The organism is Vicinamibacterales bacterium, from assembly GCA_036496585.1.
Taxonomy (GTDB): domain Bacteria; phylum Acidobacteriota; class Vicinamibacteria; order Vicinamibacterales; family 2-12-FULL-66-21; genus JAICSD01.
The window spans coordinates 37,200-49,369 of the sequence record DASXLB010000028.1 but is presented as its reverse complement, the minus strand read 5'-3'; the positions used below and the strand labels follow the sequence as shown (position 1 = coordinate 49,369).

Below are 12,170 nucleotides of genomic sequence, written 5' to 3'. Positions count from 1 at the left end.
ACGCGTTCAGCCCCCGTCGCCAGGTTCGGTGGTCCAGTGCGCGGAAAAGAACAGCGCCGCCATCGCCAAGTAGCCCCAGACGAATGGCCACGCCGGCTTCAGCTGCAGCGCCGTGTCGGCGAACTCCCACGTGTACGAGTGCATCAGCCCGGTCGCCGACAATGCCGCCGCGCAGAGACACCAGGCCGCCGCCACTGTCCACTGCCGCTCGATCACGCCGACCACCGCGGCCGACAGCAGCATCGCGGTGAACAAGAAGCCCTGCTCGATCGCGAAAGCGCCGGTGATCCAGACGTCGTTCTTCTGGAACTCGCCGACCAGCGCCGCGGTGAACGGACCCGCGGGGCCGCCGAGCCCGGCGGCGCGCAGACCGTTCTTCGCGAGCAGCGCCCCCCACGCACCGATCCCCGGCAGCAGCCCGACGACGACGGCGGCGGTGTGCTGGCGCGGGACCGCGTCGAACGCCTGAGTCACGATCATCATGCCGATCCACAGCACGATTGCCATGCCGGCGTCGATCGGGATCGCCCACGCGATCCAGGCCAGCGTGCCGGTCAGGCAGATCGCAGTGACGAACGCGCCGTTCAGGATCGAATATCCGGCGCGCGCGCCGAGCGCCTTCCACCCTGGATGGCCGATGTAGATCGTCGTCGGGAACGCCGAGCCGAAGAGCGCGGCGGCGACACTGCCGATGCCGTTGATGGTGAGCGAGCGGCGCGTGTTGTACGAATCGCCGGCGGCGTCTGCCGACTCGATGTTCTGCAGCGAGCCGAGGACGTTGAACAGCCCCATCGCGATGATCACCGACAGGTACGGCCACAAGTGGCCGCCGCGAATCGAGGCGAACAGGTCGCCGACGATCGGCACGGGCAGATGGACCCCGGTCGCGACCGGGCGCGCGCCCACCGGGGCAATTCCAGTAAACCAGGCGATCGCCGTGCCGAGTGCGACGGCGATCACACCGCCGGGAAGGTGCCCCTTGAATCGGACACGACCGAAATACGTCAGCATCACGACCGCCAGCGTCGTCAGGCCAACCAGCGGGCGCGCGAAGGTCCGGTAGAGGAAACCGAGCGAGATGAAGCTGAGCGCGATGCCGGCCAGCGTCGAGAGGAGCGCGGCGCGCGGCGTAGCCTTGCGGACGCGTTCGGCGATCGGCGCCGCCGCCAGCTCGATGAGGCCGGCGCTCAGCGTGGCAAAGAGGCCCGCCTGCCAGGCGATCCGCGACGGATCGGCGGCCCCGGCCGCCGTGGCGAGCGCCTTCGCCGGAAGCATGATGAAGAACACGTGCGCGAAGAGCGAGACCGTGTTGATGCCATACGGCAGCGCGCACACGTCGGTCCGGCCCGTCCGCGCCGCCAGTTGCCTGGCCTGGAGGGCATAGGCGACGTTGCCGACGAAGACGGAGATGGCCGCGCCCGGAAGGATGCGCCCGTAGACGAGGTCCGCCGGGAACCCCAACACGCCGCGGCAGAGCGTGTCGATGAGGAGCAGTTGCACGAGGTTGTCGACCGCCAGGCCGAAAAACCCGTCAATGTCGCCGCGCACGATCCAGTTCACGCGCGGGAGGATACCTCAGGCGGGGCACGGGTAAGATCAGACGATGATCATCATGGCGGCCATGCTCGCCGCGGTCCTGGCGCAGTCGGCAGTCAAACCGAGCCAGCACGGCTCAGTGACGCAGGAAGTGGCAGGCACCACCTTCACCATCGAATACGACCGGCCGGTTGCGCGGGGCCGCGAACTATTCGGCGCGCTCGTACCCTACGATCGCGTCTGGTGTCCTGGCGCCAACGAGTGCACGACGTTGACGATTACCAGCGACATCACCGTCGAGGGTAAGAAGCTGCCGAAGGGTACGTATACGATCTGGGCGAAGCCGGGACGCGAGACGTGGTCGATCATCTTCAATCGCGCCCATCCGACGTTTCACACGCAATACTTGCGGGTGCAGCGCGACGATTTCCTCACCGTCGAGGTGATCCCTCGTACGGCCTCCCCGATGGAGACGCTCGCCTTCTACTTCGCGGTCGTCGACGGTCGCCACACCGAGCTGGTGCTCCACTGGGGCACCGTAGCGGTGCCGCTCTCAATCGACGTGCCGTAGCTCCCGCCGGTGCGGATCGGGGTCGGATGGTGATCGTGACCCTTTGATCAACGATCGAAGTCCGACCCGGCGCTCGCCGGCGGCAGCGGGCGGAGCGCCAGTTCCAGCGCCGCCGCGTGTACCGCCTGACGGACGGCTTCGTCGAGCATCGCGTCACGCGCAGAGTGCGCTTGCGCAGCGCCGGCCAGCGCGCCGATTGGCAGGCCGTGGATGACGCCGAAGCCGCCGCCCGCCGTCGTATGACGCTGGCCGACGCCGTCGCCGGCCGCGCTCGCCACGATCTCGCCGGTCCGGACGTCGACAATGCGAAACGCCAGCGACACTTTCAGCTGCGTCCGATCACGCGAGAAACCGCCAATGAACGGCAAGGGCACGACGCCGCCGAATCCCTTCCTGCTGCGCTCGCTCGAAAACGCCGTCAGACGCCCGAGGACCACGTAGTCCATGTGCCGGGCGGCCGCCGCCTCGCGGAGCCGACGCAGGTCGGCGTGACCGCCCGCCTCGTCCTCGGGCACCAGCCACTGGCCGTCATAGAGATGAAAGCGCTCCGACGAAACGAGCTCGTTCATCATCAGCTCGACGATCGTCGCACTCAGTTGCGGCGGCGGCAGCGTCCACCCGCCGGGCGTGATCGCAACGTCGGCGATCGCCAGCGACGGCCTCGCCTGCGCCTCCTGGGCCAGCGCGGCCGTGACCAGCGTGACGCGGACCAATCCAACGACGACGAGACCGATCAGCTTTCTGTGAGTCATCACTCCGCCTCCCGGACGATAAGGCGCAGGCTGGGCGCCGGCAGGCTCACGCCGTGCGCCAGGAGTGCGTGAGGCGGACGCTACAGGAGCAGGAGCTCGTCCAGCGCCTCGCCGACGTGCTTCACCGACACGATGTCGCATCCCGCCGGCGCATCGGCTGGCGCGACGTTGCCTTCCGGCACCACCACGCGGGTGAATCCCATCTGCGCCGCCTCGCGCAGGCGCAGCGCCGCCTGCGTCGTCCCGCGGATCTCGCCCGCCAGCCCGACCTCGCCGAACACCGCCGTGCCGGGACGAATCGGACGGTTGCGCAGACTCGACGCGACGGCGCCGACCACCGCAAGATCGGCGGCGGGTTCGTCGACCGTCATGCCGCCGGCGACGTTGATGAACACGTCCTCGCCCAGCAGGTTCAGCCCGGCCCGCTTCTCGAGCACGGCCAGCAGGAGCGAGAGCCGGTTCTGATCGATGCCGCTCGCCATCCGGCGCGCGTTGCCGTACGACGACGTGCTGACGAGGGCCTGCACTTCCACGAGCAGCGGCCGCGATCCCTCGACGCAACAGAGCACCGCCGAGCCCGGCGCGTTGGCCGGGCGCTCGGAAAGAAAGAGCTGCGACGGGTTGGGCACCGCCTTCAGACCCTGCCCCGTCATTTCGAAGACGCCCATCTCGCTGATTGCGCCGAAACGGTTCTTGACGGCGCGCACGACCCGGTGCGCGTGGTGCTTCTCCCCTTCGAAATAAAGGACGGTGTCGACGATGTGCTCGAGCACCTTCGGGCCGGCGAGGTTGCCGTCCTTGGTGACGTGGCCGACGAGGAACGTCGGGATGTTCTGCCCCTTCGCGGCAAAGAGCAGCTGGGTCGCGGATTCCCGAACCTGCCCCACGCTACCCGGCGCCGACTGGAACTTGAGCGAGAACACCGTCTGGATCGAATCGACGATCACCAACGAGGGCCGCAGCCGCGCAATCTCCTCCAGGATTCGCTCGAGACAGGTTTCGGCGAGCAAATACAGCGGTGCCTTCGCATGGTCGCCGGTGAACGCGCCGAGCCGCTCGCCGCGCGACTTGATCTGGTGTTCGGATTCTTCACCAGAGCTGTAGAGCACGGTGCCGATCGTCTGCGCGAAAAATGCCGCGGCCTGCAGGAGCAGCGTCGACTTGCCGATCCCGGGTTCGCCGCCGATGAGCACGAGCGATCCCGGCACCACGCCGCCGCCCAGAACACGATCGAACTCGTCGATCCCCGTCGGCAGGCGCGCCGAGACCACGGTGTCGATGTCTTCGTACAACCGCGGTCCGGCAGTGGCCGCGAGCGAATACCTGGCTCCAGCGCTGGCCGCGGCGGCGCCCGCCCCGGCAGCCACCGGCGCCGTGCGCTCCTCGACCAGCGAGTTCCAGGCGCCACACTCGGCGCAGCGCCCGAGCCATTTCTGCGACTGCGCGCCGCATTCCTGACAGCTGTAGACCGTCTTTACCTTCATGGCAGTGTCTGAGCGGCGACGAGCGATGGACGATGGACGGTCATCGGGCGTCGTACTGTCGTTCAATTCGCGTGCCCACGCGGCACAAGAGCTCATAGGGGATCGTGCCGATCGAGGCGGCAATCTCGCGGATGCCGATGTCGTCGTTTCCCTGCTGCCCGACTATGACCACCTCGTCCCCTGGCGATACATCCAGTCCCGTCACGTCGATCGTCGTCATGTCCATGCACACGCTGCCGATGACGGGTACGCGTTTTCCGCGCACCAGCATGAACGTGTGCCCGGCCATGCGACGGTCGAGGCCGTCGGCGTAGCCGGCCGGCACGATCGCGATCGTTCGCGACCCCTCGCTCACGTCGTGCAAGCCGTACCCGACGCCCTCGCCTCGACGGGTTCCCTTCACATGCACGATACGGCTGCGCAGTGACAGGGCTGGTCGCAGCGCGATCATCGTGGCGAGCGGCGGCGGCACGATTCCGTAGAGGAGAAGGCCAGGGCGGACGAAGTCAAACCAGACGCGCTCGTCGCGCAAGAGGGCGGCGCTGTTGGCCGCGTGTCGGAAACGTGGGGTGATACCGAGCGCCGGCAGTGCGGCAAGCGCCTGCTCGAAGCGATCGCGCTGTTCGCCGAAGGCCGGATGCTCGGGCAGGTCGGCCGTCGCAAAATGCGTGTAGACGCCGTCGATGGCCAGGTGTTCGCTGCGTGCGATCGCGGGTAGCGTCTGCCCGAGGTTGTCGTGGCGGAAGCCCAACCGGTTCATACCGGTGTCGATTTTCAGGTGGCAGCCCAGGCGCTCGCGCCGTTTGGTGGTCTGACCCCCGTCTGACCCCGGTCTGACCCCGGTCTGACCCCGCGTCCAGCGAGCGGCGGCGGTCTCGAGGTGTTGGGCGGCGGTAGGCGTCGAGATGGTCGGGGTCAGGTCGAATTCGAAGACGCCGTCGAGATCGCTGATGCCGAGCGCGCCGAAGACGAGGATGGGGATGCTGACCCCGGCGCGGCGCAGGACGATGCCCTCCTCGATGTCGGCGCAGGCGAGCATGGCGGCGCCGGCGCGCTCGAGCGCGAGGCCCACCTCGCGCGCGCCATGGCCGTAGGCGTTGGCCTTGACGACCGCGATGACGCGCGGCGCGGGACGCGGGGCGCTGGGCGCGGAGGGCGCCTCTGAGGTCGCGGACAGGAACTGCGAGATCGAGCGAAGGTTGGACGCGACCGCGGCGAGATCGACGTGCGCGACCGTCTGGCGGATCATGCCGAGAGCCGCTAGCCTCTCGCAGCCCGCGACCCGCGCCGCATCACCCGCAATCGGCGACCCTGGCCCCGCGTCACGCCGCCCCCGGCGCGAGGTTCTCGAAGCGCGTGTGCTCCTTGATGAACGCGAGCTTCGCGGTGCCGACCGGGCCGTTGCGCTGCTTGCCGATGATGATCTCCGCGGTCCCCTCCGCCTCGGGGTTCACATGGCCGTCGTCGGTCCGGTACTGCTCCTCGCGGAAGATGAACATCACCAGATCGGCGTCCTGCTCGAGCGCGCCCGACTCGCGGAGGTCCGACAGCTGCGGCCGGTGATCGGAGCGGGTCTCCGGCGCGCGCGAAAGCTGCGACAGCGCGACGACCGGGATCCGCAGCTCCTTGGCCAGTCCCTTGAGCGAACGCGAGATCGAGGCGAGCTCGGCCTGGCGGCTCTCGAAACGGCCGCGTCCCTGCATCAGCTGGATGTAATCGATGATCAACAGGTGCAGGCCGTGCTCGGCCTGCAGGCGGCGGGCCTTGGCCCGCATCTCGAGCACGCCGATCGACGCGGTGTCGTCGATGAACACGCGCGCCTCGGCGAGCGTCCCCAGCGCATGCGACAGGCGGCCGTAATCCTTCTCGTTCAGATAGCCGCTGCGGAAGCGGTGCGCGTCGATGCGCGCCTCCGACGTCAGCATCCGCATGAACAACTGTTCTTTCGACATCTCGAGCGAAAAGAACCCCACCGTCATCTCGGTCTGCGTGCCGATGTGCTGGGCGATGTTGAGGACGAAGCTGGTCTTGCCCATCGACGGGCGGGCCGCGACCAGCACCAGGTCCGACGGCTGCAGTCCGGACGTCATCTCGTCGAGATCCACGAACCCGGTCGGCACGCCGGTGACCAGCCCCTTGTGCTGCTGCAGCTTCTCGATCGTGGCGAAGCTGCTGTGCACCAGATCGCGCAGCGGCACGAAGCCCTCGCGGATCTTGTCCTCGGCGATCTCGAAAATCGCCTTTTCGGCACCGTCGAGAATGATATCGGCGTCCTCTTCCGCCTGGTAGGCGTCGGCCTCGATGCGCTTGGCGGCATGGATGACTCGCCGCAGCGTCGCCTTCTCCTTGACGATGCGCGCGTAGTGCTCGACGTTGGCGCTGCGCGGCACCCCGTCGGCGAGCGACGCGATGTAGGCCGGGCCGCCGACCTCGTCGAGCTCGCCGGACCGCTGCAGCTCGTCTTTCAGTGTGACCAGATCGATCGCGTCGTTGCGCTCGCTGAGCGCGACCATCTTGTCGAAGATCCGCCGGTGCGCGTCGCGGAAGAAATCGCGCGAATCGATCAGCTCGGCGGCATGATTGAACGCGTCGTTGTGGATCAGGATCGCCCCGAGTACCGACTTCTCGGCCTCGAGATTGTGAGGAAGCGTACGTTGGGGAGGTGCGGAAGCGACGGTGTCAGCCATGGCGGCGGAGCTCAGTATAGCGACACGCCGTTCGTTTGGAGAGGGCAGTTGGGCAGTTAGCGGGGACGGCGGGCAGTTGGGTCAGCAGCCCGAAGCCGGCAGCGACGAGGACAGCCAGCGCACGGCCAGCCAGACGGGTCGCGAACGCGGCCACACGATCGGAGCGAGGAGTCGGGAGTCCGAGGGGCGTCGCCGCCCCTCGGATGACACTACTGTTGCGCCACGACCTTGACGCGCAGCTGCGCCGTCACGTCGCGGTGGATCTTGACCGGGACCATCGACTCGCCGAGCGCCTTGAGCGGTTCGGCCAGCACGATCTTGCGCCGGTCGACTTCGAAGCCCTTCTCCTTGAGCGCCTGCGCGATGTCCTGCGAAGTCACCGATCCATAGAGGGCGTTGTGCTCGCCGACCCGCCGGGCGATCTCGATCTCGAACTGGCCCAGACGCTGCGCGATGGCCTCGGCTTGCGAACGCTCTTCCGCGTCGCGCGCTTCGGCGAGCTTCTTCTCACGCTCGATCTGGCGCTTGTTGTTGTTGGTCACCGCCAGCGCCAGCTTGCGCGGCAGCAGGTAGTTACGGGCATAGCCCGCGGCGACCTTGACGACGTCGCCGCGGCTGCCGAGGTGTTCCACGTGTTCTCTGAGAATCACTTCCATGGTCTGAACCTCTTGCGCCCTAGTCGGTCACGTAGGGGATCAGCGCCAGCTGGCGCGCCCGCGAGATCGCCGTCTGCAGCGCGCGCTGGTGCTTGGCGCAGGTGCCGGAGATCCGACGTGGCTGGATCTTGCCGCGCTCTGGAATGAACGGGCTCAGCAGGCGGACGTCCTTGTAGTTGACGTAGTCGATCTTCTCCGCGCAGAACTTGCAGACACGCCGGCGTCGGAAGAATCCGCCGCCGCGCGGCCGCCCTTCTCCCTTGCCCTTGTCGTCCTTCTTGCCGCCGCGGCCGCGGCCCCCGCGTTCCTCGCTCATCGCTGGACCTCCGCCCCTTCAATGCCCAAATCGTCGGTGTCATCCATGTCGCGGTCGCCGCGCCGTTCGCTCGGCGACGGCTCCGGCGGCAGCCCGCGCGCGGTGCGGCGGCGCGCCTGCGTCGTCTTGCGCTGGTCGCGCAGCCGGTCGGCGACCCGGATCGCGTCGTCGATGCGGACGGTCAAGTGACGGATGATCGCGTCGGTGACGCGCAGCCGCCGGTCGATCTCCTTAATCATCTCGCCTGAGCCGGTGATCGTCTCGACCACGTAGGTGCCCTCGCGTGCCTTACCGATCTCGTAGGCCAGCTTGCGCCGCCCCCAGTTCTCGGTCTTGTCGAGGGTGCCGGTGAAGCGCTGCACGATCTGCTCGACCTGCGTGTGCAGATCGGCGATCGCCTGCTCGCTCGCGTCTGGCGACACGATGTAGACGAGCTCGTACTGTCTGTTCTGACTCATGACTCTCCTTCTGGACTGAGCGGGAACCCTCAGATGTGAAAATCCTCTGGATTTCCAAATCTCGCGGTTCCAAGGAGACAAGGGTTAGTTGTCTTCGTTCCCGTTTTCCGCTGCCTGCGTACCGCTGCCGGTCTCCGGCTTCCGGTTGAACCGGCTCATCGAGGCGGACAGGCCTTCCGCCACGAACAGTTCGACGGCCTCCACTGCCGTTGTCATCGCGTCGTCAATCGTGTTCCGCTCGTCGGCGTCGAATCTCGCGAGCACGTGGTCGGCGAGATCCCGCCGGCGGTCGCCCCGCCCCACGCCGATGCGCAACCTCGCAAACTGCAGGCTGCCGAGCGATCCAATCACCGACTTCAACCCGTTGTGGCCGCCGGCCGACCCGTCCGGGTTCACCTTGATCCGTCCCGTTTCCAGCTGCACCTCGTCGACGATGACGAGAAGGTCGGCCACCTCGATCTTGAAGAACTGCAGCAGTCCGACGATCGCCGGGCCGCTCAGATTCATGAACGTCAGCGGCTTGGCGAGGACGACGTCCGCGGCCCGCCAGCGTGCGGCGAGCCCTTCGATCCCCCGGGGCGCCGCTTCCCAGGCCGCCCCGTGCCGCGCGGCCAGCCGATCGACGACGGCAAACCCGACGTTGTGACGCGTCCCGTCGTACTTCGCGCCGGGATTCCCCAGCCCCACGATCAGCTTCATCGTCCCACCTGAACGCGGGGCCAGCCAGTCCGGCCGACGAGCGCCAATCGGCGATCAGCACACGGCCATCACCCACCGGCCATCTACTTCTTGTCGTCCTTCTCCTCGTCCTTCTTGCCCTTCTTGATGACCTCCGGCTCGGCCGGCGTCGCCGCTGTCGCGGTCGCGGCAGCCGCGGCATCGGCCGCAGGCGCCTCCTCGACCTTCACGGTCACGACGTGCACGATCATCATGTCGAGATCGCTCACCGGCGCCCACTTGTCGCTCTTCGGCAGATCGCGCACGCGGAGACCCTGGTGCAGCATCAGCTCGCTGATGTCGACGTCGATGTGCTCGGGAATGTCGGCCGGCAGGCACTCGACTTCGATTTCGCGGTTGACGAAGTCGACGATGCCCCCCTGCTGCTTGACGCCCTTCGGCTCGCCCTTCAGCACGATCGACACGGTGACTTCGAGCGTCTTGTCCATCGCGACCGCGAAGAAGTCGGCGTGCAGCAGCCGGTGGTCGATCGGATCGAGCTGGTATTCCTTGACGAGCACCTTGCCGCCGGCGGCCAGCCCGGCCCCTTCCAGCCCGATGAGCGTATTCACGCCCGACTGGGAGTGGAGGATGCGCAACAGCACCCGCGGGTCGACCGCGATCTCGGTCGCCTTGCCCCGTTCGGTGCCGTAGACCACGGCCGGGATCTTGCCGGCGGCGCGCAGGCGCCGTGCTTCGTTCTTGCCGCGCTCGGCGCGGGGTTCTGCTTTCAGTGTGGCGTCCATGTCAGTTACCAGTTACCAGTCTGCAGTTGCTCGTTGCCCGCGGTTACACGAACAGTGAGGAGACCGATGTCTCCTCGTGGATGCTCCGAATCGCCTGTCCCAGCAGCCGAGCGACCGAGAGCTGCCGGATCTTGCTGCAGCTCTTGGCGCGATCGGTCATCAGCGGGATCGTGTTGGTGATCACCACCTGGTCGATCGGCGCCGATTCGAGGCGCTCGATCGCCGGGCCGGACAGCACGCCGTGCACGGCGCAGGCGATGACCCGGCCCGCGCCGTTCGCCTTCAGCGCGTTGGCCGCCTTCACGATCGTCCCGGCCGTGTCGATGATGTCGTCCTGCAGGATGCAGGTCCGGCCGGCGACGTCGCCAATCACGTTCATCACCTCGGCGCTGCCGTCCTCGCTGCGCCGTTTGTCGATGATCGCCAACTCGGCGCCGAGCCGCTTGGCGTAGGCGCGCGCGCGCTCGGCCCCGCCCGCGTCCGGCGACACGATGGTCAGGTCCGACGCCTCGTAGGCGCGCAGATGTTCGATGATCACCGGCGCCGCGAAGAGGTGATCGACCGGAATGTCAAAGAACGCCTGGATCTGCGCCTTGTGCAGGTCCATCGTCAGCACGCGATTCGCCCCGGCGGCGGTGATGAGATTGGCCATCAGCTTCGCCGAGATCGGCACGCGCGGCTTGTCCTTGCGGTCCTGCCGCGCGTAGCCGTAGTAGGGAATCACCGCCGTGATGCGCGCCGCCGACGAGCGGCGGAACGCATCGATCATCACGCACAGCTCGACCAGATGACGGTCGACGTCTGCGCACGTCGGCTGCACCACGAACACGTCGGTCCCGCGGATGTTCTCGTCGATCTGGAACGAGACCTCCGTGTCCGGGAACCGCAGCAGCTTCGCGCGCCCGACCGGGACCTGCAGGAACTCCGCGATCTCCTCGGCCAGCGCGCGGTGCGCGCTTCCGGGAAACACCTTGAGATGTCGACTCGACATCGTCGCGGGGAGTGCTCCTGTCGTAATCACGCAGACACCAGCCGTGACATGGTTGGGGCGGGAGGATTCGAACCTCCGAATACGGGATCCAAAGTCCCGCGCCTTACCGCTTGGCCACGCCCCAGTAAGCGCATTTGGAAATTTGGCAATCGGATAATCCGGTAATCCCGAGACACCGTCGTCGACTGACCCGAATGCCCGATTACCCGATTTCCAAATGCCCCGAAGGGGTTCCCGAGGCCATCTACAAAAGTTTAAGTGTAGCGGATCTACCGTGTGCGGGCAACCCTCGGGGGCGTCAGACCCGCCGCGAACCGGCGCGGCGGGCCACCGGGCGGCCGCGCCGCTCGTGCTCCGGCCGGCTCAACGTCCTGGTCAGCAGCGCCCGGGCGCCGTTACCGGACAACGGTTTAAGGGCGCGCTCCGCGGCCGCCCGGCTGCGAAACAGCCCGAACACCGCCGAACCGCTCCCCGACATCGCCGCAGCCGTCGCCCCGAGCTCGCGCAACTGCTGCTTGACGACGCCAATCTCGGGGTGCCGCCGCATCACCGGCGGCTCGAGGTCGTTGACCATCTGCGCCGCGCGCGACGGCCACGGCACCGGCAGCAGCTGGAACTCGCGATTCTCGTCGCGCTGACCGGCGGCGCGGTCCTCGTCGTACCACGCGTACGCCTCGGCCGTCGACACGCCGAACGGCGGGCGGACGACGACGACGAAATGCGGCGGCAGATCGACGAGCGGGTAGATCTCCTCGCCGCGGCCGAGCCCGAGCGCCGTGCCGCCAGACAGGAAGAACGGCACGTCGGCGCCGATCGTCGCGCCGATCTCCCGCAGCAGACCGAGCGGCGCCCCGCCCCACAGCCGGCCGAGCGCCATCAGCGCCGCGGCCGCGTCGGCGCTGCCGCCCCCGAGCCCCGCCTCGAGCGGGATCTTCTTGTCGATCCGCACGGCCACGTCGCGAAGCTCGCCGTCCCGGCCGAGCGCGCTCCAGAGCGCCGCGGCCGCCTTCCAGACCAGATTGCCCGCGTCGACCGGCACGCCAGGCGCGCGGCACGTGAGCGTGAACGGACCTGACCGCGCCGCGCAGACCAGTGTGTCGTGCACCTCGATCGTCTGAAACACCGTCCGCAGCTCGTGATAGCCGTCGGGCCTGACGCCGAGCACGCGCAGATCGAGATTGACCTTGGCATGCGCACGAACGGTCAGCTTCACGCGCGTCGCCACGTTCGATCACCGGATGTCATCACGCCTCCAG

At 67.7% G+C, this 12,170-nt stretch carries 13 protein-coding genes and 1 tRNA gene; 1 reads left to right on the top strand and 13 read right to left on the bottom strand.

Annotated elements, in window-relative coordinates:
* Positions 1-6: 6 nt before the first annotated feature.
* Positions 7-1,560 carry a hypothetical protein gene (locus tag VGI12_08905; protein HEY2432782.1) on the bottom strand — a complete coding sequence of 518 codons (1,554 nt, stop codon included), beginning with the start codon at positions 1,558-1,560 and terminating at the stop codon, positions 7-9.
* Between the two features lie 43 nt (positions 1,561-1,603).
* Here VGI12_08905 and VGI12_08900 point away from each other — a divergent pair, with 43 nt between their 5' ends.
* Positions 1,604-2,107 (top strand): DUF2911 domain-containing protein, encoded by a 504-nt coding sequence (locus VGI12_08900; GenBank protein HEY2432781.1) that lies wholly within the window; start codon positions 1,604-1,606, stop codon positions 2,105-2,107.
* A gap of 47 nt (positions 2,108-2,154) precedes the next feature.
* Here VGI12_08900 and VGI12_08895 read toward each other — a convergent pair whose 3' ends face one another.
* The 12 genes from VGI12_08895 to ispE all read right to left on the bottom strand — a co-directional run bounded on the left by VGI12_08895 (position 2,155) and on the right by ispE (position 12,139).
* Positions 2,155-2,859, bottom strand: a complete 705-nt coding sequence (locus tag VGI12_08895; protein ID HEY2432780.1) for a CsgG/HfaB family protein — start codon at positions 2,857-2,859, stop codon at positions 2,155-2,157.
* Between the two features lie 80 nt (positions 2,860-2,939).
* A complete protein-coding gene (radA, locus tag VGI12_08890) occupies positions 2,940-4,343 on the bottom strand; it encodes a DNA repair protein RadA (protein HEY2432779.1) in 1,404 nt (467 codons plus the stop codon).
* A 40-nt stretch (positions 4,344-4,383) separates the two neighbouring features.
* Entirely contained in the window at positions 4,384-5,592 is a 1,209-nt protein-coding gene (alr, locus tag VGI12_08885) for an alanine racemase (protein ID HEY2432778.1), read from the bottom strand.
* A 73-nt stretch (positions 5,593-5,665) separates the two neighbouring features.
* Positions 5,666-7,030, bottom strand: a complete 1,365-nt coding sequence (dnaB, locus tag VGI12_08880; protein ID HEY2432777.1) for a replicative DNA helicase — start codon at positions 7,028-7,030, stop codon at positions 5,666-5,668.
* 209 nt (positions 7,031-7,239) lie between these two features.
* The gene (gene rplI, locus VGI12_08875) at positions 7,240-7,686 is read right to left on the bottom strand and encodes a 50S ribosomal protein L9 (protein ID HEY2432776.1); all 447 of its coding nucleotides are present in this window, start codon (positions 7,684-7,686) and stop codon (positions 7,240-7,242) included.
* Positions 7,687-7,705: 19 nt separating this feature from the next.
* Positions 7,706-8,002: a 30S ribosomal protein S18 gene (gene rpsR, locus VGI12_08870; protein HEY2432775.1), complete on the bottom strand. Its 297-nt coding sequence runs from the start codon at positions 8,000-8,002 to the stop codon at positions 7,706-7,708.
* Positions 7,999-8,460: a 30S ribosomal protein S6 gene (gene rpsF / locus VGI12_08865; protein ID HEY2432774.1), complete on the bottom strand. Its 462-nt coding sequence runs from the start codon at positions 8,458-8,460 to the stop codon at positions 7,999-8,001. The genes rpsR and rpsF overlap by 4 nt, the downstream gene beginning before the upstream one ends.
* 84 nt (positions 8,461-8,544) lie before the next feature.
* Complete coding sequence (pth, locus tag VGI12_08860; protein ID HEY2432773.1) at positions 8,545-9,159, bottom strand: aminoacyl-tRNA hydrolase; 615 nt, start codon at positions 9,157-9,159, stop codon at positions 8,545-8,547.
* Between the two features lie 83 nt (positions 9,160-9,242).
* Positions 9,243-9,923: a 50S ribosomal protein L25 gene (locus tag VGI12_08855; protein ID HEY2432772.1), complete on the bottom strand. Its 681-nt coding sequence runs from the start codon at positions 9,921-9,923 to the stop codon at positions 9,243-9,245.
* Positions 9,924-9,966: 43 nt separating this feature from the next.
* On the bottom strand, positions 9,967-10,914 hold the full coding sequence (locus tag VGI12_08850; protein ID HEY2432771.1) for a ribose-phosphate pyrophosphokinase: 948 nt from the start codon (positions 10,912-10,914) through the stop codon (positions 9,967-9,969).
* 49 nt (positions 10,915-10,963) lie between these two features.
* Positions 10,964-11,038 (bottom strand) — tRNA-Gln (locus tag VGI12_08845).
* A 174-nt stretch (positions 11,039-11,212) separates the two neighbouring features.
* Positions 11,213-12,139: a 4-(cytidine 5'-diphospho)-2-C-methyl-D-erythritol kinase gene (gene ispE / locus VGI12_08840; GenBank protein HEY2432770.1), complete on the bottom strand. Its 927-nt coding sequence runs from the start codon at positions 12,137-12,139 to the stop codon at positions 11,213-11,215.
* Positions 12,140-12,170 lie beyond the last annotated feature (31 nt).